Raw genomic sequence first — 20,830 nt, 5'->3', positions numbered from 1 at the left:
CGGTCCAGTTGCGATAGATCGCCCGGGGCCGAACCAACAGAGGCCAGCGGCTTCGACTGGCCTTAATGTACTCAGCCACACGCTAATTTGAGACAGCCAACCGGACTCCGTCGCCGAAGGGCGGCGCGCGTCCGCAACTTCGAAGCTGGCTGCAGGGGTTGGGGTGCAGGCTTTGGACGCTGAGGTCAGTACCTCAAACTGCTGATTGGGGCGGATATTGGAGGCACTAAGGTGGTTCATTTGATTCGCTTCCTGATTTCGTGTGTCGGTGATGTCGATATCCATGCGATTCGGGCATAAAAAAGACCGCACGCGGGCGGTCTGCTGCCTTGACTGCTTCGCGCTAGGCGAAAAATTCTCGACTCATCATGGCGTTGAAGACGTCATGCGTCACCTGTTCCTGTTCTTCCGCTTCGATGCGGCTCCGCAAATTCCCGTGCATGGCTAGAACCTCCTCGTAACGGTTGTCTTCGGACAGTTCCAGCGATCGGTAGGGACTGCCCTTCATGTCAACGTTGATACTCTCGGAGAGCAGGGCGTCTGCCAACGCTTCGAGGACAACGAGGGCGGGTCGACGCCCGAACGTTTCCTCCAGATCCTGCGGGCGAAGGCCTTCGCCGTGGGCGGTGGAGATGGTCGCCCAGCCGCCATGAAGCGGCAGCGAGTCCAAGTCCGTGGTGCTCAACCCCGTATCCTCAAGCGGAATCGTCAGTCCAGCCACCAGGTGCTTGCCGTCCATCCCAAAGGCGACGTTGTCACCGAGCATCCCTGCAACGACGACCGGATACATGTTTACCTCGAGCAACGGAAGACCGTGTTCGTCCTCGCCGGCAACCACGAATTCCATCTCAAAGCTGCCGTTGACGTGCAGTTGGTGGCCGTTGTTGTGGATTGTCATCATGTCCTCTTTCGTTTGTGGATCGCCGGCAAAAAATGAAGAAACTCTGGTCGCCAGAGTGGACAGAGCCTCTTCACTATTTATGTTTTGGAACCGTGATGGAGCAACGGGTTCTATTCCCTTTGCCAATGACTACAGATTGCAATGACTTCCGTTTCACATTCAATTCGAAATGGACGAAGTTGGCGCCACAATCCGTTGCACGCCTCGGAGGCGATCTGCGGTCGGTCTTGAGGCTCCACCTTGACCACGCGGCGGGCGCCGGGGCCATAATCGGGCTAGGCGCCAGAGCGGTGCCACTCAGACGAGCCGACGGATAGCGCCCCCGAAGAAGGAGTCGACGCCATGACCAAGTACCTGATCTCGTTTCCGAGTGCCGCCATGGTTTTCCCCGAGGAAGAGCTACAGTCCGTAGCGGATGCGTCGCACGCGGTGGTCCAGGAGGCGAAGGACGCAGGCGTCTGGGTGTTCGGCGGCGGCATCGACGAGAGCATCCCGCCCGTCATGGTCGACGGCGACGGGACCGTGCGCGAGGGCACCTACCCGCAGACGGCGCAGCTTGAAGGCGGCTATTCGGTGCTGGAGTTGCCCTCGTACCAGGCGGCCTTGGAGTGGGCAGCGAAGATCGCGGCCTCCTGCCGTTGCGCGCAGGAGGTGCGGGCTTTCCAGTACGACCCCGCCAGCTGACGGCGCCAGCCTTATCCGCGCGGCCTACGCGGCCCCGTGCCAGACTTTCAGCCATGGAGCCTATGGATTGCCTGGTCATCTACGTCCCCACCGACGCTGCGCACGCCGTCCGGCAGGCCATTGGCGATGCCGGGGCGGGCAGGCTGGGCAACTACTCACACTGCTCGTTCAGCCTCGAAGGGACCGGGCGCTTCACGCCGCTGCCGGGCGCGACCCCGGCCATCGGCGCCCTCGGTTCCCCTGAGGAAGTCCCGGAAACGCGGATCGAAGCCATTTATCCGCGGTCCCGGCGGAACGCCGTCGTCAGCGCGGCACTGTCCGCGCACCCGTACGAGACGCCGGCCTTCATGACCTTTCCAATCGATGCCAGCCTGCCTGACGGAACCGGTCCCGCGTCCTAGCGGCCGTCCACCAACGGCGATACACCGGCATCCGTCCCCGCGTACGACGCCGAGACCCGGCGGTAGACCGGGGCCAGGAAGGCCAGCAGCGCGGCCGCAATAAGGATGATTCCTGAGATCAGGAACACCAGGGCGATACCGCGGGATGTCCCCTCTCCCAGCAGCGGGGCTAGTTGGGCGGCCCCCTCAGCGGACCGCGCGTACGGGATGATCCAGACCTGGGCGATCGGCGCGATCAGGAACGCTGTGATCGGCGCGGCGGCGGATTCGAAGGCCATGGCAAATCCAAACACGCGCCCCTGCCGCTGCAGCGGCACCACCCGCTGGATGACGGTCTGCTCGGCGGCCTCGACGACAGGCACCAGGACCAGGTACAGCCAGATGCCGGCGACGTACAGCCAGGCCCACTCCCGGAGCGTGAAGACCGCGCCGAGGAGGCCCATCAGGATCACTGCGAGGAGCATGGTGCGCAACGGGTTGGATCCCAGTCCGAATTTGTTGACCAGCGCCCCTCCTACGATGAAGCCGGTGGCACCCAGTGCCAGGAACGTGCCCCACAGTTCTACCGGGAACATTTCCAGGCCGTAGGGGTCCATCAAGGCCATGTAGACGCCGCCGATGAAATTGTTGAACGTGGAGAAGAGAATCAGCGCGAACAGTCCGGCAACGGCGGCGACGGCGGCGAGGGAGCCCCGCAGGTCAAAGCCGCCCTGCGCGTCCGTGGCGGCAGCGCGGACCTCCTCGGGCATGCGCAGGGTGAGCACGTGGGCGAAGGCCAGCGCGGTGAGCACCACGGCCACGACAATCGTCCAGCCCATGCCCAGTAGCCCGACCGACACACCGGAAAACACCGAGGTGACGATGAACATCAGCCCCTGCACCATCCCGACCAGCCCGTTGGCGTTGGCCCGCCGGTCCGGGTCGATCAGGATAGTCACCGTGGCCGCGAGCGCGATGTTGCGCATGTTCTCCACCACGGCGCCGAGCAGGACGATCAGCATGAATGTCCAGAACCACGGCTGCGTCAGGTCCAGCAGCGAGTCGGCGGGCGTCAGCAGGAACATCACCCCCGAAAGCACGAACATCGCGAGGGTGAAGGCGGCGGCAAAACGCATGACGGCCAGCTTGCGGTAGCGGTCGACGTACGTGCCGAAGCTGATGCTGGAAAGGGCGATCAGCAGCATGTACGCGCCGCCGACTACTCCGGTGGCGATCACGTTGCGCGTCCCCAAATACACCCAGAATGTCAGCGCAAACCACAGGTAACTGGTGGTGATGTTGGCCAGGCCGGTGTTCAGCAGGATCCCGTAGAAGGTGCGGGAGCGCTGCTTCGAACTTCGCAAGGGGGCGTCGACGGCGTCGGGGGCCACAGCGGTGTGCGGCGGGACCGGTTCGTGCTCGGTCATGCGTCCCAGTGTAATGACGACCGGCCGGTAGGAACACAGCGGCGGCACGGCGGATACAGGCTGCGCTGTTACGGCCGGGTCAGTCGGCGGGCAGGGCCCGCCGACGGCGAACTGCGACGGTCCGGGCACCCAGCCCTGCCAGGGCGAGGACGAAGGCCAGCAGGACGAGGGGTCCTGCCCCGCCCGCGGGTCCCAGGGTGGCCGCCAGGATCTGCCGGCTCATCAACAGCATCTCCTGCAGGTCGCCCGCCGCCACGCGCGTTCCGAGCACGTAATTGACGGAGATAAACAGGGCCGGAACCACCCACAACAGGGCCAGGTCCACCAGCCACACCACGGCACGACGCGCAGGGCGAAGGCCGCACCACGCCAAAGCGCAGCCGACCAGGATGGCGGGAATCCAGCGAGCGGCCGTCGGCACGGCTGCCGGGATGTTGAGGGGCCCGACGACGCCCGCAACCCACTCCACCAGCCACGACGCAAACGGCGCCGCCATGAGTCCGACGCCCAGTGCGACCGGGGCCCGCGACGTCGACGAGACCAGCAGGAGGGCGACGAGGGCCGCCGCGACGGACAGGACCACGCCCGCCAGCAGGCCGGCGAAGTACAGGCGGGCCATCGTTCCGCCCGCGAGTCCGCCGTCGAGCACGGTGAAGGACTGGACGGACGCGGTGACCTGGACACCGAGAACCCCGGCTGCCGCGCACCACGTCGCCAGTCGGCGTCGGGCGGGGGACCAGAGACGCACCGCGAGTCCGGCCGCCGCGCCGCCTACCGTGAGGAGGGCGACGATGGTGGTGAGCTTGTACTGGCTGAGCGGCAGAAGCGACGCCGGCATCCGGTCCGGAGCGACGTCGGCGGCCCACAGGTTCTGCAGGGGCAGTTGTGCCCCGGTGATTAACCAGGGGCCCAATCCGAGAAGCCCTGCCAGGATGCCGATCAGCCCGCCCTGCATTGCGTCCCGGGCGGGGGCGTGGCCCGGCCCGTTGTCGGAGACCGTCAGTTCCGTTGCTTGCGGGCCCACGAGGCTCCTTGGTCTGAGGGTGAGGGGGACCGGTGCAAGAGCTGCCAGCCCATCGGAATACTATACCGAATGGATTAACCGGCTCCGGGTGGACTCTAGAGGGGGCGTATCAGGCCGCGGAGTGCTCACGCACCCGCGCGAGCCATTCAACGATCAGGGCTTGAGCCAGGGCGGGCTGCTCATGCAACAATGCATGGCCGGCGTGATCGAGGACGGCCAGGGTGCAGCGCGGGTACTGCCCCGCGAGATCGGCCGGGGCGGCGTAACCGGCGGTGGAATCCTGCCGTCCCGCCAGGATCAGGACGGGATGCGGATAGGTCTTCACACTCTGCGGGCGCTCCTGCAGTTCCCAGCGCGAAAAAATCCGCGTCAGGGCGGATTCGTCAACGAGCGGCGCCGCCGGGGCCACGGCGTCCCGGAACCGGCGCAGCGTTTCAGCCGTCTGGACCACGAAGTAGCCGCGGTAGGAAGCCTCGAGTTCCGGGCTGAGCTCGACGCCAAGGCCGGCCGATGACACAAGGATCTTGTGTTCAGGCACGTTGCCGGTGCGGGCCCCCATCGGGCAGACCAGCGCCAGCCCGATCACCTGCTCCGGTCTGTGCTGGGCAACGGCACGGGCTAGGTACCCGCCATAGGAGTGGCCTATGACAAGAAGAGGTCCAGCCCCGATGGTGTTGTCGATGAAGCCGAGCAGGAGGTCCAGGACATCATCGTTGCTGGCGAGGGCCGCTGGCGCCGGCGTGAGGCCCATCCCCGGCAGGTCAGGGTGCAGGCGCCGAAACCCAGGAGCTGCAGTGAAGACCGGTTCGAGGGCGTGGGCCATTTCGCGGTGGTCCACGCCAACGCCGTGCAATGCGAGAACCGGCGTACCGCTGCCGGACTCGACGTAATGCACAGGAACACCGCGGACCGTAGCCTCCATCCAGCCAGTGTAGAGCGCGGGGCTACGCGCGTCCCTTCAGGATCAGGTTCCAGTACACCCGAGGAAAGATGTCGCGGTCCACCACCCAGGATGCGCGGCTCTCTTTCCACGTTGGCACCTTCGGAATGGAGGGCATGGGCCGGTATTCGTCGTCGAACTCGGCGAAGGCTGTGTCACGGCAAGACGCGGGAGCTGCTGCACGGTTTGGCTGGTCGCCCAAGCGGGGGCCTTGCGGTACGGGCGTACAATAATGATAGAGTCCGCCGCGTTGAGCACCCGCTCCCAGGAGCGCGTATGGCCGTGGATCCGTTCCAGCTTCTACTGGAACAGGAATAAGGGACACCAGATGCCAACCAGTCCGTCTTCGCTTCCGGAACGCAGTCATGGCAGGCCCGGGATTTCGTGTTCCGGCCCCGACGGCAACAGGGCCACCGGAGCTTCAGGCGAGAAGCGGATGCCGGAGATCCGACGCCTGGCCATGACCATCATTGGGGCATTGATGGCGGACGCCGACCCGGAGCGTGAGCGCGAAAGACAACATCTCAGCGGACTCGTGGAAACGTATCCCGGCCAGCCGGATGTGGCGCTGGCACAACATTTGTTGGCCGTCAGACGCCCCCTATTCGATGATCAGAATGGCTGGACGGCGGCCGGCCCCCGTTCTCCGGAATCCAGCGCAAACAGGGAACAGGGCCGATAGTTCCAGCCTCGACGGTCTGCCTCGATAGCGATTCGCGATCGAGGCAGACCGTCGTTTGACGCCTACCGGCTGCTCACCTTGCCGAACAGCTTGGCGAGGGGTGCAAGCACGAGCGGCCGGGCGGCGTACCACCCGGCCGTGGTGATGGCGATGGCGGCCGCGAAGAGCCAGAACCCCACCCAGTTCATCTCGTCGGTGCCGGCGAACATGTGGTTCAGGTTGCGCAGCGCACCGGTCGCGAACACCAGGAACACGTGGACCAGGATGAACAGCACGAAAAACAGCATTGTCGGGAAGTGGAGCGCGCGCGCCACCTCCACCGGGTAGACCTTGTTCAGCGTCGTCGCGTTCTTGGGCCAGAACTCGCTCATGCGAGCCCCCGTGATTGCCGCGAGCGGGGCCGCGACGAACACCACGAGGAAGTACATCAGCTGCTGCAGGCTGTTGTAGTTCACCCAGCCGTTCTCGACCGGCCAGTCCAGTGTCATGTACTGCAGGAGTGCAGAGAGCGCATTCGGGAACACCTCCCAGCTGGTCGGGACGATCCGCATCCAACGGCCCGAGGCGAACAGCAGCACCGCGAAGATGAGCCCGTTGGCCAGCCATATGACGTCGAGCGACTGGTGCAGCCAAAGGTTGATGCTGATCTTCTTACCACCGCGCTTAGGGGTCCAGAACGCGGGCGGTTTCTGCTGCGTGCGCACCTGGTAGCCGGAGCGGATGATGAGCACCATCAGGAAAATGTTCAGGAAGTGCGTCCACTGCGCCCACCACGGGAAGCCGGTCTCGGCGGTGTCGGGCAGGCCATATTCGCCGGGGTACCTCTCGAGGAACTCCGGCACGCCCGGCAGCGTGGTCACTCCGCGCGCGGCGAGGACAAGAACTGCGGCGGCGGCCACGGCGACGACGGCGAGCTTGACCCACTGGGCCGGGGTGCGGGAGCCGTAGAGCTTTGCTGCGGCCTTCGGCCTTCCGGGCTTTGCGGGCTTTTCGACGGCGACGACGGGCGTTGCCACGGGTGCCGGAGCGGCCGCGGCCGCGGGGGATGCGGGGACCGGTTCGTTCGGCGGCGCCGGTGGCTCCGCTTGGGCAGTGGTCTCCGCGATGACGACGGCGGCAGCCGGGGCAGGAGCCGCGGTAACAGGTTCCGGGGCCGCCTGCACCGCAGCGACAGGAGCGGGGCTTGCAGCACGCGCCGGAGCGGGGCCTGCCGGAGGCCACGGTTCACCGCCGGGGACGCGGGGGAGCCCGCGGCGCAGCTGGGTGGACCCCGCCGCCGTCGTCTGCGCGGCTGGTGCGGTGACCGGAGCAGCCGCCGACGACGTCGCCGTTGGTTCCGTTTGGGGGGTCGCAGCGGCGAGCTTCGCTTGCGCGACCGGCGCGGCCGGCGTCGGCGCAGGCTCGCCGCCTGGGGCCGGAGCCTCTGACACGGATGCCACCGGTGCCGCGACCTCGCCGGCGGGCGGCCAGGGCTCGCCGCCCGGCACCCGCGGCAAGCCCCGGCGAAGCTGCCGCCCGCCCGCAGCTGCTGCCGGGACGTCCACGGCAGGAGCGCTGACTGCGGGCACCGGAGCGGACAGCGCCGTCGTATCTGGTGCCGTTTCCTGCGCAGCAGCCGCGGAGGAAAGCAGGCGCGCGGGTGCTTGGCCTGCTGGCGGCCAGGGCTCGCCGCCCGGCACGCGCGGAAGGCCCCGTCGGATGGACCCGGAATGAGTTGCCATCGCTATTTCTTCCGGGCCTCAAGGGCGCTGATCAGCTGAGGGACAACCTTGAACACGTCGCCCACCACGCCGAAGTCGGCGATCTCGAAGATCGGCGCGTCCGCGTCCTTGTTGATGGCGATGATCGTCTTGGCGGTCTGCATGCCGGCCCGGTGCTGGATCGCGCCGGAAATACCAAGCGCGATATACAACTGGGAGGACACCGAAACCCCGGTCTGCCCGACCTGCTGCGATTGCGGAACGAAGCCTGCGTCCACCGCGGCACGCGAAGCACCAACGGCAGCGCCGAGCGTATCGGCGAGCTGATCAACGAGGGCGAACTGTTCGGCCGACCCGAGGCCGCGGCCACCGGCGACAACCTTCGCGGCACCGCGCAGCTCCGGCCGCGAGGTGGCGGCGACGGCCTCCTCGAAGGAGTCGACCCGCGCTGCCGGCTTCCCGGAGGGCGTCACCGCCAGGGTTTCCGACGCCGGCGGCTGGGCCGCAGCACGCGCTTCGATGGAGCCCTGGCGGACCGTGATGACCGGCGCCCCAAACGTGGCCGTCGACGTCACGTTGTAGGCGCCGCCGTAGACGGAGTGGTGTGCCACCACGCCCTCGTCATCGCGGGACACACCGACGGCATCGACGCACACCGCTGCCCGTGACCGGGCGGCGTACCGGCCGGCCAGGTCCCGTCCGTTCAGGGAATGCGAAATCAGGATGGCGTCCGGCTGCACCTGCTCCGCCGCGGCGGCAAGCGCGTCGACGCCCGGCACGCCCAGCGCGGACGGATCCGTAGACTCTGCGATCAGCACGCGGGCGGCCCCCAGGTCCGCGGCCTCCGCGGCGGCGGCCGTTCCGGCGCCGGGCTCGGCAAGCACCAGGGCAACCGGCGTGCCCACCGCGGCGGCAGCGCCGAAGAGCCCGGCCGCAGCCTTCTCAAGTTCACCGGAAGCCAGGGCTTCCACGACGACGAGGATTGCGTCACGAGGGAATTCAGTCATGTCGTTACTCCTACGCCAGTCGGTTTTCGATCAGGAAGTCGGCCAGCTTCTCGCCGGCATCACCCTCGTCGACGATCTTGACGCCGGCAGCGTGCGGGGGCTTCTCGGCCACCGCCAGCATGATCGACCGCGCCGCGTCCGGGTTGTCGGCCGAGATCCCGAGGTCGCCAAGGGTCAGCACCTCAAGGGGCTTCTTCTTCGCGGCCATGATTCCCTTGAAGTTGGGGAAGCGCGGCCCGGGAAGCGCCTCGGTAATGGAAATAACCGCAGGCAGCTTCGCCGATACCTGCTGCACGCCGGATTCCACGCCCCGGGTCCCGGACACCGCGCCGTCGCTGATCTCCACGGCGCTGAGACCGGAAGCAAGCGGCACGTCAAGCAGCTCGGCGAGCATCGCGGGAATCATGCCGCCGGATCCATCGGTGGAGACGTTGCCGGTGATGACCAGGTCAAACTCGACGCGGCGGATCGCGGCTGCGAGGGTTTCGGCGGTAAGCCCCAGGTCAGCGCCCCGGAGCGCCTCGTCAGAGACGTGGACGGCGCTCGCCGCACCCATCGCCAGCCCCTTGCGGATGGTGGCCGTCGCGCCCTCGGGAGCGAGGGAAAGGAGGGTCACCTCGGTGCCCTCGTTCGCGTCGGCATACGTCAGGGCCAGCTCCAGGGCCCGCTCGCCGATCTCATCAATGACTGTCTCGCTGGCTTCACGGTCGGCGAGGCCTGTTTCAAGGTTCAGTTTTCGGTCCCCGTAGGTGTCGGGGACCTCCTTGACTAGGACGATAATCTTCATCGATGACTCTTCCTGTGGCGGGCATGTCTCCGGAGGGGACACGTCGGATCTCCCTAGAGTCTACGAAAGCGAAGCCCGGCCTGGCTGACCGGTCCCGTGTCGCGAACCGGCGGGCCGGGACTTTGCCCTCTTTTGTCAGGACCGCCCGGCGTTCGGATACCGTCTGCTCGTGCCCCTGTGTTTCGTCGGCGAGTCGACGGCATGCGTCGGACTAGGGCAAGCGCGATGGGCGCAGCAGCGTCGGTTCGCCCGCGCGGTCCGGGTCAAGCGGGACCGGACTGATCAGCACTGCCGGGCCGCGGTGCAGGACCCCGTCCGAAAGCACCTGGCACCGCACACCGCCCCGCCCGCGCATAGCTTTGTGGGCGCCCGGGGCGAGCATCGCATCCATCCAGGCGCACGGATGGGCCGGCCGCCCGGCCTTGAGCCGCACCAGCTCGCCGCCGGATTCCAACGCGAATTCGTGACCGAGCAGCGGGGCCAGGTGGGCTCCCCTGATGTGCACATTGCGACGTGTGAGCAGTGGGTCAAGGGCTGCCGTTCCCAGCTCTGCGGCGATGGCTTCGAGGGCCTCGACGGCGAACACGGTGACGGCGGCATCCATGTGCGCGGCCTTGCCGAAGAACCGGTCGCCGACGATGCCCTTGCCGGCCACGAACGTGGCCTGCTCGGCGTCTGCGGTGGGGACGTCGGCTGCGCCCTCCCGTGCGCGGCCGAAGTAGGCGTGCGCGGGCGACACGAGCAGGTGCAGGATTTCGACGTCGTACCTATAGCTAGCCGTCATTCCACCAAGTTATCGCCTCGCGGGGTCCCGGACGTTCTTTGGCTTAGAGGTAATCAGGGGCGGGTTCCAGCTCGAAGTAATCCTCGAGGGTGGGGAAGTCCTTCATCTCCTGGGCGATGGCCTTTCCCACGAAACGCAGGTGCCAAGGCTCGTAGGTGTAGCCGGTAACGTCCTCGGCCCCCGCGGGGTAGCGGATGATGAATCCATAGCTCGCGGCATTCGCGGCCGCCCACTTACCGGCCGGGGTGTTTGCGAAGCAGGCCTGCAGGGCGCAGACCCCACTGGCGTTGCCGATGTCCATCGCCAGCCCGGTCTGGTGTTCGCTGAAGCCGGGCCGCGCGGCGAGGGTATCGGCCGTTGCCTGGCCGTACTGGCGCACGTAGCCGTCGTAGAGGCTTGCCTGCTGGCTGTAAGAACGGTAGCCGCTGACCGGAATGATGTTCACGCCGGCCGACTTGGCGGCTTTGGCTAACTGTTTGTAGGCGTCCGCGGCCTCGGTCCGCAGCTGTTCCCCCTGGACCCTGACCAGCCGGGCCGGCACGTAGGTGGCGGGGTTCAACGGCCGGTGTTTGTTGACCACCACCTGCAGGCTGGAGGCGGAGTCGATGTCGTAGCCCGTCGAGGCTACAGCCGGCACTGATGGTGCGATCATGCCGAGCGTGAGCAGCAGCCCCGCCAGTGCGCCTGTCATCCTGCTGATTCGCTTGAGCACCATGGCCTCCAGAAGTGTCCGGAACAGATGCGGGGAACCTTACCGGTCGGCACGGCGGGAGTCGAGGGCATTTATCTCCGGGGACCCGGGACGAAATCCTCATGCGGCGGCTGCCCAACCGCGCCACCATGTTGGTATGAACGCTGAAACGCCGAAGCCGGCGGAGCTGAACCTTCCCCAGGCCTTCCTGCTGTTGGCAACGAACGACAAAGACGGCAAACCGGAGGTGCCGGTGTTTGCACTCAGAACCACGCTGGCGGGGGCAATCTTGGCCGAGCTGGAGCTGATCGGTGCCATCGAGCTGCAGGGGAAGAACGTCCGGGCTACCCGCGCCGCCCCGCCGACGGATTTCCAGCACGAGCTGGAGCTCATCCGCGGCAAATCACGGCCTCACACTCCCAAACGGTGGGTCGCCATGCTGGAGGGCCGCGCCGAAGTGCAGCGTGTCTACGAGCGGATGGCGGCACTGGGCATCGTGGAACATGTCGGCGAAAAACACCTCGGCGTGTTCCGGTCCACCCGGTACCCCGAGGTGGACCACGCTTCGAAAGCTGCGCTTCTGAAGAAGCTCGAGGCCGCCCTCAGCGGTCCGCCGCCGGCCCCCGGCGCACCTGATGCGAAAACGTCCGACGCCGGGGCGCCTCCTTCGACGGGGCCCGGCGCCGGGACGTCTCCTTCGACGGTGCCCGACGCCGGGACGTCTCCTTCGACGGGGCCCGACGCCGGGACGTCCGCGGCAGGGACGCCCGTGGCCGGGACGCCCACCGGGGCCGGCACGCCGGCTGCGCCCGCGCCCGACGCTAGGACCACGGCGCTGATTGCCCTGCTGCAAGCGGCCGGCCTGTTCGGCAAGCTCTTCCCGGCGGCAGACCGAGTCCGCGCCGACGAGTTGGCCAAGGACTACTGGCCCGCCCGAGCCGTGGAGGACGAGCTGCGGATGATCAGACTGGCCCAGGAAGAAGCCGCAACCCTCTAGGCCGCCGGATGGCTGGCGTCTCGGCGTGAAGGACGCGGGATTACTCCTGGCTGACGATGTCGACCGAGATCTCCACCGCCGGAACGGTTCCTCTGTTCTCCAGCCAGTGAAGAGTTTCCCTATCCTCGGGCCATCCTGCCCCCGGCCCGTAGTCCGTAGCGACTCCATTCCGGTGGTCGGTGATCGTTCCCTGCAGAATGTAGACGAGGCCAGGCCGGCCTTTGTGGTCGTGAACCGGACCGAAGACGCCGCCCGGCTCGATGGTCACCATCCGCATTCGAAGCTGGCGCCCTGCCATGCCCTCGATCTCCGGGCCAAGGTCAACCGTGGCAAGCAACTCCGACTTAACACCTTTGGTCTCCGGTGCCGTGTGGTCCTGGCTCATCATGTTGCCCCTGTCTGCCGCAGGCGAGTGGGTTGGCGGCCGATGGTCGGCCTTACTGGCAGGTCTACTCCGAATGCGGCGGCTGCATCAAGACCGTTACTGTCGTCGGCAGGAGGGGACAGCCGTTCGCGACAGGTTCCCTGTGCCGCGGCGGGCGGAACTGGGCCTGCTGCATCAGCACGAATCACTGACGCGCTAGCTCTGCATTCGCCTGGCCGCCGTGGCAGAGCTACTCAAGCAGGCCGCCGCTGGTCCAGCGCTTGAGCGCGAGCTTCTCGGCGTCGTCGAACTCCATGAGCGCCACCCGGCACAACTCCTCGACATTCCTCGTCTACGCCGCCGCCAGCTCTGGCGCAGGCAGCTCGTCGGTGAGCGGAATCCCTGCGTATCCAAGGCCCTGGAGGACGAAGTTCACGGCGGCCCGGGAGACCGGTTGGCCCCCCGCGACGCAGTCGTCCCTGACGGCTTTGGCGAGCTCAGCGCGGTTAGGGAGGTGGTCGCGCAATTTTGCTTCCAGTGACCAAAAGACCTGCCGGTACTGGTCAGAGGAGAGCGCGGGCACATCGGTTACCCGAATGACTTGTTCCTCGATGGCCGGCCGGGCTTCGGCCGCCCGGGGGAGCAGATCCGGTGAAAACCGTTCGGCATCCCAGACCCAACCCGGCGACGGTGTCGACGCATACGCGATGCCGGGGCCGGCCTGCGCGATCCAGGCACCGAACTTGCCGTGGCCGTCCCAGTCAGTTTTGAGGGAGGGTCCGAAATTAGCGCACGGTGCGCCGCCACCGAACCCGTGACCGGGCCTGGCGCAGCCCGCACCAAGGCGAGAACCTCGGCGACGGCGGCCGACGCGGGGCCGGGGGCGACCGGTGCCGCGGGGCGGCTCCCGGCGGGTCTGGCCGAGCGCACCAGTCGGGGTGCGTCGGCTGCGGTGCCATTGAGGAGGGCCACGAAGTCGTGGGATTCAACGACACCGTCCGCCATCTCCCGGTAGGCGAAGGCAACGGCGCCGGCCGCGATCACCGTAGTCATCCGGTCTGCGGCGCGGAAGCGCTGGACCAATGACGTGAAATCGGCGTCCGCCGACGCCACGAAGAACTCCTCAATATGCGCCGCGCCGGACAGGGCATCCATCGCATCCAGCACCAGGTTGATGTCCGTGCTGCTCTTGCCGCGCTGCGTGAGGGAGGGGCAGTCGATCACGCGAAACCCCGCCCGGGTCCAATACGGCCGGTACTTGGAGTAGATGACCGGATTTAGGTAGCAATTGCGGATGAGGAAGCGGCGGGAATCATCACCCGAAACGCCGTCCGCCAGCGCCTCCGTCCAGTGCTTGGGATCCTCAGCGAATCTCTTCGCAGCCGCCGGGTCCAGCGCCTGCAGACCTGTGTAGACGTTGTCGAAGTCCACAAACATCGCGGCGCGGATCCCTGGCCGTCTGGACTCATTGAGAGGTTCGGTCATTGGCTCAGTTTGCCAGCAGGAACGCGGCGCGGACCAGAAGGGTTTGCGCGCGTTGCGCCGATGACCTGCGGCGACGCTTCCCCGCGCCGTGGGCCCGCCGGGCTACTATGGGGTGAACCCGTCGACTACTTCTGCGCCAGAGCCATGTTCTGCGGCCGGCGACAGCTAGCCGATGAACGCGCCTGAGTGGTGACAGGACACGCGAAGACGCGCCTCCGCCGTCGGGCTCGAAATCGGCGGGGTCAAAGGGTTGAAGTTGAAAAGGTTTGGTGGGCAGATGGCGTCTGGGGCAGCAGTACGCAATAACGTGCGGGCATACGGGCCTGAAGGCGGCCCGGTCCTGGTATTTGCCCACGGTTTCGGCACCGACCAGACCATGTGGGCCCGGATCCTGCCCTGGTTCACCGACCGCTACCGGGTGGTCCTGCTGGACCATGTGGGCTCCGGGGGCTCGGACCAGTTCGCCTACGATTCGGCCACCTACTCCACGCTGGATGCCTACGTCGATGACCTGATGGAGGTCTGCGCCGGCCTGGACTTGGCGGACGCCACGCTGGTCGGCCACAGCGTCGGCTCCATGATGGCCGTCAGCGCAGCCGTCCGGGACCAGGGCCGCCGCTTCGGCCGCCTTGTCCTGCTCACAGCGTCGCCCAGTTATCTCGACCACCCTGAGGACGGCTACGTAGGAGGGTTCACCAGCCAGGACCTCGACGACGTCTTCGAATCCCTGGACGCCAACTACGTTGTCTGGGCGGAGCAGATGGCGCCGGTCTACATGAACGCGCCGCACGCCCCGGAACTGGACCGCGAAATCCAGGGCAGCTTCGGCCGGATCAGCCCCCGCATCGCCCGGGACTTTGCCCGGGTGGCGTTCCTCTCCGATGTCCGGCACCTGCTGGCCGATGTCACCGTCCCCGTGCTGGTCCTGCAAAGCACCGACGACGTCGTCACCCCGGACCACGTGGGAACCTACCTTCAGAAGGAGCTCCCCAACAGCACCCTGGTCCGGCTCGCGGCCACCGGCCACTTCCCGCAAAGCAGCGCGCCGGAGGAGACCGCCGCCGCCATCCTCGAATACTTGAAGCAGCCATGAGCCCGGCGACGACCGAAGCCGTCGACTACGGGCAGCTGTTCCACCAGGCGCCCGCCGGCTACGTCATGGCCGCCACCGACGGAACCATCCTGGCCGCGAACGCCACGCTGTGCGCCTGGACCGGGGCCGAAGCCGGCGCCCTCGCCGGAACGCGGGTGCTGGACCTCATGCCGGCCGGTGACCGGCTGATGTACCGGACGCATGCCGGACCGAAGCTGGAACGCGACGGCCACCTTGCCGAGCTTTCGATCGAGATCCTGGGTCCCGACGGGCAGCGCCGGCCGGTGCTGCTCTCGGTGACCCGGACCGCGGACGGGGCCGAACCGCGGGACCTGATGATCTTCTTCGCAGCCCCGGAGCGTCGCCGCTACGAGCGCGAACTGGCCAGCGCGCACCGGCAGCTCGAGGACGCCGAGGCGGAGCGCGCGAAGCTTCTCCGGGAAGCGCACCACCGGGCGCTCCACGATCCGCTGACCGGCCTGCCGAACCGGCGGCAGCTGCAGGAAACCCTGCTGGCGGCCCTGGCCCGCGCCGGCGAGCAGCGCATCCGAGTGGGCGTGCTGTTCTGCGACGTCAACAACTTCAAGCAGGTGAATGACACCCTGGGCCACGCGGCCGGGGACCAGGTCCTGGAGCACGTGGCCCGGATGCTCGCCGGGGCCGTGCGCGGCGCGGACACGGTTACGCGCTACAGCGGCGACGAGTTCGTGGTCCTGATCCCCTGGCTGGAGCACGCGGGGGAACTTGACGCGGTGGCCGGTCGGGTCCGGGACTGCGTCACTGAGGCCATCACCGTCGCGGGCACGGAGCTCCGGCTGGGCATGTCCGTCGGCCGGGCCGAAACGGCCGTGCCCGAGCACGCCGGGGCGGCCGAGTATGAGGAGCTGGCCAAGGCCCTGCTCATCGCCGCCGACCAGGACATGTACCGGGTCAAGACCGCAACGCGCGGCAGCCTGCGCGAGGCTCCCGACGTCGTCGCCTAACCGCGCGCCGGTGCCGCGACGGAGCCCCGGCGGATCAGCTCGGCCGTAAACACCGGCGCGGCCGCAGGCGCCTTCCGGCCCTCCATCTGCCGGATCAGGGCCGCGGCTGCGGCTACGCCCATCTCGTACACTGGCTGCGCGATGACCGTAAGTGGAGGCGTGGTGAGCCGCGTCCAGGCGAAGTCGTCGTACATGAGGAAAGAAACATCCTCCGGAATCGACAGGCCGAGCTCCTGGATAGCCTCGACCACACTCAGCCCGATCAACCCGTCGGAGGCGATGATCGCCGTCGCCGGGTCCGGGCGTTGCAGCAGCTCGCGGGTGATCTTGCGGATCGACTCGTCATCGCCGGCGTTGAGGCGGATCAGATCATCCGGCGGCTGCAGGCCAGCGTCCGCGAACGCGCGTTGCAGGCCGGCGCGCCGGTCCGAAATCTGGGACGAATCCAACGGCATCCCCTCGCGGTACGGCTCGTCCGTCCGGAGCGTGGAGATGAAGGCGATTCTGCGGTGGCCGGTATTGATCAGGTAACTCGTGGACTCATGGGAGATATCCTCCATGTCGACGGCGATGGTGTCGACATCGAGCCCGGGCGCCTTGCGGTCCAGCAGGACCAGCGGACGGCCCGACTCGTGAACGCGCCGCAGGTGTTGCGTCTCGACCGAAGACGCGGGCGCCACGATCAAACCGTCCACGCGCTTGTCCAGCAGCACCCTCACGGCATCGATTTCCGCGGCTGTGTCCTCGTCGGTGTTGATCAGGATGACGTTGTAGCCGCTGCGCTTGGCGGTATCCGTAATGCCCCGGGTGGCGAGGCCGAAATGGGGGTTCTCGATGTCGCCCACCACCACCCCGATGGTGTGCGACTTTCCCGTGTTCATGCTGCGGGCGAGCTCATTAGGCCGGTAGTCAAGCTCCTCGGCGGCGGCCAGCACCCGCTCGCGCACGTCCTCGCTCACGGCGCCGTAGTTGCCCAGGGCACGGGCCGCCTGGGCCTTGGACACCTGGGCAGCCCGGGCGACGTCGGCGACGGTGACATCGCGGCGCCGGGAAGCATCACTCTTCATGACGGCCTTTCGTAGCGGACCCTTGACGCCCCATGTGGCTTCGATTACATTTCTAGCAATCGATGTGAGTCCGGTCTCAATCCTAGGGACTGAGACCGGACTCAGCAAGACCCGCATCGGCCCTTACCCACTACGGGGCACACTGCCCGCCTACCCGCTCCCCACCCCATGATTGGAAAACGCTGTGAACACAGGAAACAAGCTGCGCCCCGGGGCGCTCATTGCCGCTGCTGTTGCCGCGGTTCTCGCACTGTCCGGCTGCGGCGGAGCCTCCTCCGCCTCGTCGTCGCCGGCGGACAACCCCTACGGTCTGATCGAGCCAGGCACCATTCGTGTAGCCAGCCTCGGTGACTCCAAGCCCTACACCTTCGCCGACGCGCAGGGTAACTTCACCGGCTTCGACGTCGAACTCTTCAAGGATGTCGCCCACCGCGCCGGTATCGACAAGGTCGTCTTTACCGGTCAGGACTTCTCCGGGCTGCTCGCCGCCGTCGCCAACGGCCAGTTCGACGCCGGCGTCGCGGCGATCGGCATCACAGACAAGCGCAAGCAAACCGTCGACTTCTCGGATGGCTACCTGGCGGGCTACCTGACCGTCATCACCACCAAGAACTCGGGCATCGCCAACGCTGACGCGCTCGCCGGAAAACGCCTCGGGGTCGTGCAGGGAACGCTCCAGGAGGCCTACGCCGTCAAGAACTTCACCTCGGCCAGCCTGGTGCGCTTCCCGGACAACAACACCGCTATTTCTGCCGTCAACAGCGGATCCGTGGACGCCCACTTCCTGGACTACGAGGCAGCCAAGGCCTACGAAGAGAAATACGGACTGGTCAGCGCGGCGGACATCCCGTCCTTCGACGCCCCCGCCGGGTTCGCCGTGGCGAAGGGCAAGACGGCCTTCAAGGACGCGCTGAACAAGGGACTGTCCGCCGCCATGGAGGACGGCACCTGGAAGAAGCTGTACCAGAAGTGGTTCCCGGGATCGCCGATGCCCAAGCAGTACCTGCCGAAGGCCGAGCAGGCGGCAAGCCCGTCGCCGAGCCCCACGTCCAGCAAGTAAGCCGCACGGCGGACACCTCCGGCAGCCGCCCCGCTGCCACCTGACCGGGCGGGCCGCACCACGCGGCCCGCCCGGGATCCACAAGCTACCTACGTCTGAGAGACACCATGGACTGGTTAAGCACCATCACCCGCACCTTTTTCGACTTCGGCGCAATGGCCGAAGTGCTGCCCCAGCTTCTGGGAGTCGGCCTCCTCAACACCCTCATAATCTCCGTCGCCGCCACCATCCTCGGTGTCGCCCTCGGCATGGTCGTCGCCGTGATGGGGATATCCCCGTCCGCCTGGCTCCGTGTCCCGGCCCGGATCTACACGGACCTGTTCCGCGGGCTGCCGGCGATCCTGACCATCCTGCTGATCGGCCAGGGATTCGCCCGCATCAGCCAGTCGATATTCGGCCCCTCGCCCTACCCCCTGGGAATCATCGCGCTGAGCCTGATTGCCAGTGCCTACATTGGCGAGATCTTCCGCGCCGGTATCCAGAGCGTGGACAAAGGCCAGGGCGAAGCCTGCCGGGCGCTGGGCATGAGCTACGCGAAATCGATGGCCCTGGTGGTTGTCCCGCAGGGTGTCCGCCGGGTCCTGCCCGCCTTGGTCAACCAGTTCATCGCCATTGTGAAGGACTCCTCGCTGGTCTACTTCCTGGGCATGCTGGTCTCCGAACGGGAGCTGTTCCGCGTCGGCCAGGATGCCGCCGTCCTCTCCGGCAACCTCTCCCCGCTGGTCCTGGCCGGGATCTTCTACCTGGTGGTCACGGTCCCGCTGACCCACCTGGTCAACTACTTCGACAACCGCTTCCGCACCGGCCGACGCCGCCCAGCCGCCCCCAGCAGCGGCCTCAAGGAAGTCAACGAACTCGCCGCGGCCTCACCGCTGACCACCGGGAGCAACACATGAGCCTCGCAAGCAACACCGCCAGCAATACCGCGCCGGACCTTGAGACCTTCCACGGTTCCAGCCTGGAACTGAGAAACCTGACCATGGCCTACGGGGACATCGAGGTGCTCCGGAACGTCAGCCTCAACGTTGCGCCGGGCACCACCACCTGCATCATCGGGCCCTCCGGCTCCGGCAAGTCCACCCTGCTCCGCGGGGTCAACCGGCTGCACGAACCCAAAAGCGGGGACGTGCTCCTGGCCGGTGAGAGCGCCCTGGAGGTTAAACCGGATCTCCTGCGGGCCCGCATCGGCATGGTCTTCCAGCACTTCAACCTCTTTCCGGACCACACCGCCCTTGAGAACGTCGCCCTGGCGCTGTGGAGCGTAAAGGGAATGCCGAAAGCCGAAGCGCGGGAACGCGCCCGCCGCCGCCTCGCCGAAGTGGGCCTCGCCGAGCGCGCCGACCACCGTCCCCGGGACCTCTCCGGCGGTCAGCAGCAGCGCGTCGCAATCGCCCGCGCCCTGGCCATGGAACCGGAAGTCATGCTCTTCGACGAGGCCACCAGCGCGCTGGATCCGGAACTGGTCAAGGGCGTGCTGAACCTCATGGCGGGACTGGGCCGCCGCGGCATGACCATGTTGGTGGTCACGCACGAGATGGGGTTCGCCCGCAAAGTCGCCGATCAGGTCGTCTTTATGGACGAAGGCGAAGTCGTCGAATCCGGCACCCCCGCCCAGCTCTTCGACAACCCGCAGAGCGAACGGCTCCAGCGGTTCCTCTCGGAGGTGCTGTGATGGGCAGCGGCGCAGCGGAGCCCATCCGTACCGCCGTCGTCGGCTTCGGTGTCTCCGGCAAGGTCTTCCACGCGCCGCTGATCGCGGCTCATCCCGGCTACTCTCTGGACGTCATTGTCACCGCGGATCCGGCCCGTGCCGGGGAGGCGGCCAGGCTCTACCCGCACGCCCGGATCGTGCCGACGCCGGAGGCACTGTTCACCCTCGCCGGAAGCTTGGACCTGGTTGTTCTCGGGACGCCTCCGCAAACCCACTACGACCTCGCCGCAACGGCAATGGACCGCGGCCTGCACCTCGTGGTGGACAAACCATTCGTCACCAGCCCGGCCGACGGTGAAGCTCTCATCTCCCGGGCGGCCGACGCCGGCGTGCAGCTCACGGTCTTTCAGAACCGGCGCTGGGACGCCGACTTCCTGACGCTCCGGGAACTGGTTAGGAAAGGAGCGCTGGGCGACGTCCGCAGCTTCGAGTCGCGCTTTGAGTGGTGGCGGCCGGACGGATTCGGGAACTGGCGGGACACTGCAGCGGCGTCCGACGGCGGCGGCATCCTCAACGACCTGGGCGCCCACCTGATCGACCAAGCCGTCCAGCTGTTCGGTCCCGTCGCGGAGAGCTATGGGGAGACCGCCAACCACGGACACCCAGACGGCGCCGATACCGAAGCCTTCGTGTCCCTGCTCCACGAATCCGGAGTCCGCTCACGGCTCTGGATGAACGGCATGGCGGCCCGGGTCGGCCCGCGATTCCACGTTCTGGGCTCCAGGGCCGGGTACACCAAGTGGGGACTGGACAGTCAGGAACCCGCGCTGGCAGGCGGCATGTTGCCGTCGGATCCGGCCTACGGCGTGGAGCCCGAGGACTCTTGGGGGGTCCTCGGCGTAGACGGAACCTCCGAGGCGGTGCCTGCCCGGCCGGGCGCTTACCCCGAGTTCTATACCCGGCTGGCCGCGGCGCTCCGAGGGGAGGGCCCGCTGCCGGTCGACCCCGAGGAGTCACTTGAGGTCCTGAGGGTTATCGACAACCTCCGCGCCTTCGCCTAGCCATACCTCGCGCCGCCCGGGCAATGCCAGCGCGAAATTTCAAGCACCCATTACGGAACGAA

General features: G+C 67.1%; 22 protein-coding genes. 10 read left to right on the top strand and 12 right to left on the bottom strand.

Annotated elements, in window-relative coordinates; genetic code table 11:
• Nucleotides 1–343: 343 nt before the first annotated feature.
• Nucleotides 344–901 (bottom strand): hypothetical protein, encoded by a 558-nt coding sequence (locus AC1DBL_RS03715; RefSeq protein WP_476925494.1) that lies wholly within the window; start codon nucleotides 899–901, stop codon nucleotides 344–346.
• Between the two features lie 342 nt (nucleotides 902–1,243).
• Between AC1DBL_RS03715 and AC1DBL_RS03710 the strand changes: the two genes are divergently transcribed.
• Complete coding sequence (locus AC1DBL_RS03710; RefSeq protein WP_441416695.1) at nucleotides 1,244–1,585, top strand: YciI family protein; 342 nt, start codon at nucleotides 1,244–1,246, stop codon at nucleotides 1,583–1,585.
• Nucleotides 1,586–1,638: 53 nt separating this feature from the next.
• A complete protein-coding gene (locus AC1DBL_RS03705; RefSeq protein ID WP_441416696.1) occupies nucleotides 1,639–1,986 on the top strand; it encodes a YqfO family protein in 348 nt (115 codons plus the stop codon).
• Here the strand turns inward: AC1DBL_RS03705 and AC1DBL_RS03700 are convergent.
• The 8 genes from AC1DBL_RS03700 to AC1DBL_RS03665 all read right to left on the bottom strand — a co-directional run bounded on the left by AC1DBL_RS03700 (nucleotide 1,983) and on the right by AC1DBL_RS03665 (nucleotide 11,007).
• The gene (locus AC1DBL_RS03700; RefSeq protein WP_441416697.1) at nucleotides 1,983–3,392 is read right to left on the bottom strand and encodes an MFS transporter; all 1,410 of its coding nucleotides are present in this window, start codon (nucleotides 3,390–3,392) and stop codon (nucleotides 1,983–1,985) included. The two genes, AC1DBL_RS03705 and AC1DBL_RS03700, sit on opposite strands and share 4 nt — an antisense overlap.
• Before the next feature lie 79 nt (nucleotides 3,393–3,471).
• Nucleotides 3,472–4,416 (bottom strand): hypothetical protein, encoded by a 945-nt coding sequence (locus AC1DBL_RS03695; RefSeq protein ID WP_441416698.1) that lies wholly within the window; start codon nucleotides 4,414–4,416, stop codon nucleotides 3,472–3,474.
• A 109-nt stretch (nucleotides 4,417–4,525) separates the two neighbouring features.
• Nucleotides 4,526–5,338, bottom strand: coding sequence for an alpha/beta fold hydrolase (locus AC1DBL_RS03690; protein WP_441416699.1), 813 nt, complete (start codon nucleotides 5,336–5,338; stop codon nucleotides 4,526–4,528).
• Between the two features lie 762 nt (nucleotides 5,339–6,100).
• A complete protein-coding gene (locus AC1DBL_RS03685; RefSeq protein WP_476925493.1) occupies nucleotides 6,101–7,759 on the bottom strand; it encodes a cytochrome b/b6 domain-containing protein in 1,659 nt (552 codons plus the stop codon).
• A gap of 2 nt (nucleotides 7,760–7,761) precedes the next feature.
• Nucleotides 7,762–8,745: an electron transfer flavoprotein subunit alpha/FixB family protein gene (locus AC1DBL_RS03680; RefSeq protein ID WP_441416701.1), complete on the bottom strand. Its 984-nt coding sequence runs from the start codon at nucleotides 8,743–8,745 to the stop codon at nucleotides 7,762–7,764.
• Nucleotides 8,746–8,755: 10 nt separating this feature from the next.
• A complete protein-coding gene (locus AC1DBL_RS03675; protein ID WP_441416702.1) occupies nucleotides 8,756–9,532 on the bottom strand; it encodes an electron transfer flavoprotein subunit beta/FixA family protein in 777 nt (258 codons plus the stop codon).
• Nucleotides 9,533–9,743: 211 nt separating this feature from the next.
• Nucleotides 9,744–10,316 (bottom strand): MOSC domain-containing protein, encoded by a 573-nt coding sequence (locus tag AC1DBL_RS03670; RefSeq protein ID WP_441416703.1) that lies wholly within the window; start codon nucleotides 10,314–10,316, stop codon nucleotides 9,744–9,746.
• 43 nt (nucleotides 10,317–10,359) lie between these two features.
• Complete coding sequence (locus AC1DBL_RS03665; RefSeq protein WP_476925492.1) at nucleotides 10,360–11,007, bottom strand: M15 family metallopeptidase; 648 nt, start codon at nucleotides 11,005–11,007, stop codon at nucleotides 10,360–10,362.
• A gap of 157 nt (nucleotides 11,008–11,164) precedes the next feature.
• On the opposite strand from AC1DBL_RS03665, the gene AC1DBL_RS03660 reads away from it, so the two are divergent.
• Nucleotides 11,165–12,004 carry a GOLPH3/VPS74 family protein gene (locus AC1DBL_RS03660; RefSeq protein ID WP_476925491.1) on the top strand — a complete coding sequence of 280 codons (840 nt, stop codon included), beginning with the start codon at nucleotides 11,165–11,167 and terminating at the stop codon, nucleotides 12,002–12,004.
• A 40-nt stretch (nucleotides 12,005–12,044) separates the two neighbouring features.
• Here AC1DBL_RS03660 and AC1DBL_RS03655 read toward each other — a convergent pair whose 3' ends face one another.
• The gene (locus AC1DBL_RS03655) at nucleotides 12,045–12,392 is read right to left on the bottom strand and encodes a cupin domain-containing protein (RefSeq protein WP_441416706.1); all 348 of its coding nucleotides are present in this window, start codon (nucleotides 12,390–12,392) and stop codon (nucleotides 12,045–12,047) included.
• Between the two features lie 217 nt (nucleotides 12,393–12,609).
• On the opposite strand from AC1DBL_RS03655, the gene AC1DBL_RS03650 reads away from it, so the two are divergent.
• A complete protein-coding gene (locus AC1DBL_RS03650) occupies nucleotides 12,610–12,909 on the top strand; it encodes a hypothetical protein (RefSeq protein ID WP_476925490.1) in 300 nt (99 codons plus the stop codon).
• Between the two features lie 47 nt (nucleotides 12,910–12,956).
• On the opposite strand, the gene AC1DBL_RS03645 is transcribed toward AC1DBL_RS03650, so the two are convergent.
• Nucleotides 12,957–13,853, bottom strand: coding sequence for an NYN domain-containing protein (locus tag AC1DBL_RS03645; protein ID WP_476925489.1), 897 nt, complete (start codon nucleotides 13,851–13,853; stop codon nucleotides 12,957–12,959).
• Between the two features lie 307 nt (nucleotides 13,854–14,160).
• On the opposite strand from AC1DBL_RS03645, the gene AC1DBL_RS03640 reads away from it, so the two are divergent.
• Nucleotides 14,161–14,946 (top strand): alpha/beta fold hydrolase, encoded by a 786-nt coding sequence (locus AC1DBL_RS03640; RefSeq protein ID WP_476925488.1) that lies wholly within the window; start codon nucleotides 14,161–14,163, stop codon nucleotides 14,944–14,946.
• Nucleotides 14,943–15,929: a diguanylate cyclase gene (locus AC1DBL_RS03635; RefSeq protein WP_476925487.1), complete on the top strand. Its 987-nt coding sequence runs from the start codon at nucleotides 14,943–14,945 to the stop codon at nucleotides 15,927–15,929. The genes AC1DBL_RS03640 and AC1DBL_RS03635 overlap by 4 nt, the downstream gene beginning before the upstream one ends.
• Here AC1DBL_RS03635 and AC1DBL_RS03630 read toward each other — a convergent pair.
• Entirely contained in the window at nucleotides 15,926–16,996 is a 1,071-nt protein-coding gene (locus tag AC1DBL_RS03630; RefSeq protein WP_441416710.1) for a LacI family DNA-binding transcriptional regulator, read from the bottom strand. The genes AC1DBL_RS03635 and AC1DBL_RS03630 overlap by 4 nt on opposite strands.
• A gap of 172 nt (nucleotides 16,997–17,168) precedes the next feature.
• Between AC1DBL_RS03630 and AC1DBL_RS03625 the strand changes: the two genes are divergently transcribed.
• The 4 genes from AC1DBL_RS03625 to AC1DBL_RS03610 all read left to right on the top strand — a co-directional run bounded on the left by AC1DBL_RS03625 (nucleotide 17,169) and on the right by AC1DBL_RS03610 (nucleotide 20,768).
• Complete coding sequence (locus AC1DBL_RS03625; RefSeq protein WP_441416711.1) at nucleotides 17,169–18,056, top strand: ABC transporter substrate-binding protein; 888 nt, start codon at nucleotides 17,169–17,171, stop codon at nucleotides 18,054–18,056.
• A gap of 107 nt (nucleotides 18,057–18,163) precedes the next feature.
• Nucleotides 18,164–18,952 (top strand): amino acid ABC transporter permease, encoded by a 789-nt coding sequence (locus tag AC1DBL_RS03620; protein WP_175323740.1) that lies wholly within the window; start codon nucleotides 18,164–18,166, stop codon nucleotides 18,950–18,952.
• Nucleotides 18,949–19,728 carry an amino acid ABC transporter ATP-binding protein gene (locus AC1DBL_RS03615; RefSeq protein ID WP_476925486.1) on the top strand — a complete coding sequence of 260 codons (780 nt, stop codon included), beginning with the start codon at nucleotides 18,949–18,951 and terminating at the stop codon, nucleotides 19,726–19,728. Before AC1DBL_RS03620 ends, AC1DBL_RS03615 begins: the two co-directional genes overlap by 4 nt.
• Nucleotides 19,728–20,768 carry a Gfo/Idh/MocA family protein gene (locus tag AC1DBL_RS03610; protein ID WP_476925485.1) on the top strand — a complete coding sequence of 347 codons (1,041 nt, stop codon included), beginning with the start codon at nucleotides 19,728–19,730 and terminating at the stop codon, nucleotides 20,766–20,768. The genes AC1DBL_RS03615 and AC1DBL_RS03610 overlap by 1 nt, the downstream gene beginning before the upstream one ends.
• Nucleotides 20,769–20,830: the final 62 nt, after the last annotated feature.

Source organism: Arthrobacter sp. 10T44, from assembly GCF_056393885.1.
This window is presented reverse-complemented; position numbering and strand designations above follow the sequence as displayed.

What these genes read in the sequence shown, in the direction of transcription:
- AC1DBL_RS03635 (WP_476925487.1), top strand. Translation starts at nt 14,943, where the DNA reads ATGAGCCCGGCGACGACCGAAGCCGTCGACTACGGGCAGCTGTTCCAC.
- AC1DBL_RS03705 (WP_441416696.1), top strand. Translation starts at nt 1,639, where the DNA reads ATGGAGCCTATGGATTGCCTGGTCATCTACGTCCCCACCGACGCTGCG.
- AC1DBL_RS03690 (WP_441416699.1), bottom strand. Translation starts at nt 5,338, where the DNA reads ATGGAGGCTACGGTCCGCGGTGTTCCTGTGCATTACGTCGAGTCCGGC.
- AC1DBL_RS03655 (WP_441416706.1), bottom strand. Translation starts at nt 12,392, where the DNA reads ATGATGAGCCAGGACCACACGGCACCGGAGACCAAAGGTGTTAAGTCG.
- AC1DBL_RS03610 (WP_476925485.1), top strand. Translation starts at nt 19,728, where the DNA reads ATGGGCAGCGGCGCAGCGGAGCCCATCCGTACCGCCGTCGTCGGCTTC.
- AC1DBL_RS03675 (WP_441416702.1), bottom strand. Translation starts at nt 9,532, where the DNA reads ATGAAGATTATCGTCCTAGTCAAGGAGGTCCCCGACACCTACGGGGAC.
- AC1DBL_RS03680 (WP_441416701.1), bottom strand. Translation starts at nt 8,745, where the DNA reads ATGACTGAATTCCCTCGTGACGCAATCCTCGTCGTCGTGGAAGCCCTG.
- AC1DBL_RS03660 (WP_476925491.1), top strand. Translation starts at nt 11,165, where the DNA reads ATGAACGCTGAAACGCCGAAGCCGGCGGAGCTGAACCTTCCCCAGGCC.
- AC1DBL_RS03615 (WP_476925486.1), top strand. Translation starts at nt 18,949, where the DNA reads ATGAGCCTCGCAAGCAACACCGCCAGCAATACCGCGCCGGACCTTGAG.
- AC1DBL_RS03620 (WP_175323740.1), top strand. Translation starts at nt 18,164, where the DNA reads ATGGACTGGTTAAGCACCATCACCCGCACCTTTTTCGACTTCGGCGCA.
- AC1DBL_RS03715 (WP_476925494.1), bottom strand. Translation starts at nt 901, where the DNA reads ATGATGACAATCCACAACAACGGCCACCAACTGCACGTCAACGGCAGC.
- AC1DBL_RS03670 (WP_441416703.1), bottom strand. Translation starts at nt 10,316, where the DNA reads ATGACGGCTAGCTATAGGTACGACGTCGAAATCCTGCACCTGCTCGTG.
- AC1DBL_RS03665 (WP_476925492.1), bottom strand. Translation starts at nt 11,007, where the DNA reads ATGACAGGCGCACTGGCGGGGCTGCTGCTCACGCTCGGCATGATCGCA.
- AC1DBL_RS03685 (WP_476925493.1), bottom strand. Translation starts at nt 7,759, where the DNA reads ATGGCAACTCATTCCGGGTCCATCCGACGGGGCCTTCCGCGCGTGCCG.
- AC1DBL_RS03700 (WP_441416697.1), bottom strand. Translation starts at nt 3,392, where the DNA reads ATGACCGAGCACGAACCGGTCCCGCCGCACACCGCTGTGGCCCCCGAC.
- AC1DBL_RS03645 (WP_476925489.1), bottom strand. Translation starts at nt 13,853, where the DNA reads ATGACCGAACCTCTCAATGAGTCCAGACGGCCAGGGATCCGCGCCGCG.
- AC1DBL_RS03630 (WP_441416710.1), bottom strand. Translation starts at nt 16,996, where the DNA reads ATGAAGAGTGATGCTTCCCGGCGCCGCGATGTCACCGTCGCCGACGTC.
- AC1DBL_RS03710 (WP_441416695.1), top strand. Translation starts at nt 1,244, where the DNA reads ATGACCAAGTACCTGATCTCGTTTCCGAGTGCCGCCATGGTTTTCCCC.